The sequence below is a fragment of the [Phormidium] sp. LEGE 05292 genome (genome assembly GCF_015207735.1).
In the GTDB taxonomy this organism is placed as follows: Bacteria; Cyanobacteriota; Cyanobacteriia; order Cyanobacteriales; family Aerosakkonemataceae; genus Floridanema.
In genome coordinates this window covers 1-1,207 of record NZ_JADEWG010000344.1, presented here as the reverse complement: position 1 = coordinate 1,207, position 1,207 = coordinate 1, and the positions used below count along the sequence as shown (strand labels likewise).

Sequence of the window (1,207 nt, the reverse complement as noted above, 5' to 3'; positions counted from 1 at the left end):
GGCTCTCCCGTACCTGTGGGGATAAGTAAATCTTATTTAAATAAACAAGCTAACAGCTTTTCTCGCAAAGATTCAAAGCTTTTAAAGCCATAGCTTTGTCGAATAATGAGCTTAATTCTATTATTAATTCCTTCCATGACACCGCTAGTTGTTTTGCTAACAAAATAATGGCTAATCTCTGTAAGATGCTTCTCAATACTATCAACAGCTTTTCCGAAAATAATGCGGGCAGAATTCAACCAGCTTTTGAGTCGCTTAAATCCGATTTTTACAGTTGTACTGGTTTCATAAATATCACGGAGTTCTTCCTTAAGTTCGTAAGCTATGCCCAAGCAAGCTGAGTCTTTGAGCAAGTCAGCCAATTCAAATTTTTCGGATTCTGATAAATCCGCTTCATTCTTTAAAAGTAAACAGCGATTCTTTAAGCCTTTTAACTCTAAATTTAAGCGCATCTTATTGAGAGCTTTATTGACTAGTTTCATCACATGAAATCGATCAATAACAATCAGAGCATTGGGGAAAACTTCTTTAATGACTTTGGGGAATCCGCCCCACATATCCACACTTACCTCTTGGACTTTCTCCCTCATGGATAGGGGTTGCTGCTTTAATACCTCGATTATTTCTTCACTTTTATGGGAGTCAATTACTTCTAGTAATGAACCTTTATCAATATCGCTAACCACCGTCACCAAATTTCCTTTTCCTTTTTGACGGCTAAATTCATCGAGGCTTAAGCGTGACGGAGTTCCCCAGTCTTTTTTTTTTGACGAGCGATTCTTTTAAAAATATTTTCCACTTGGTCAGGACTTAATTGTTCATTTTCGCTCACTTGTTCAATAGTTAATTCTTTCACTCTTTCATAGATATAATCTTCATAACGAATTGTGTAATTTCGTCCCATTTCTTTAAATGATAACCGTTCCGTTGGTGCTTTTTTACACCCAGGACAATGAAATTGTCGGCGGGGAACTTCTAAGTAAACTGCTTGACCACAAATTGCTAAATCTCGAACTAAATTTGGGCGATTTTGGTGCAGTTTATCAGTATAGTGTCCGCAGAATGGACAGTTAATTCCTTCGTTTAACAACTCTAATTTTAAAATGAAGAATCCTTCTTTTTCATAAGCAGTGAAAACTGTAACGTTTGGTAAGTTTAATAAGGTATCTAGATGAAAATCCATCGTCCTTTTCGGGTAAAATGTAGT

General features: G+C 36.4%; 1 pseudogene. It reads right to left on the bottom strand.

Annotated features, from left to right (window positions below):
• Positions 1-32 precede the first annotated feature (32 nt).
• Positions 33-1,183, bottom strand: a pseudogene (locus IQ264_RS32500) (ISL3 family transposase).
• Between the last annotated feature and the right edge of the window lie 24 nt (positions 1,184-1,207).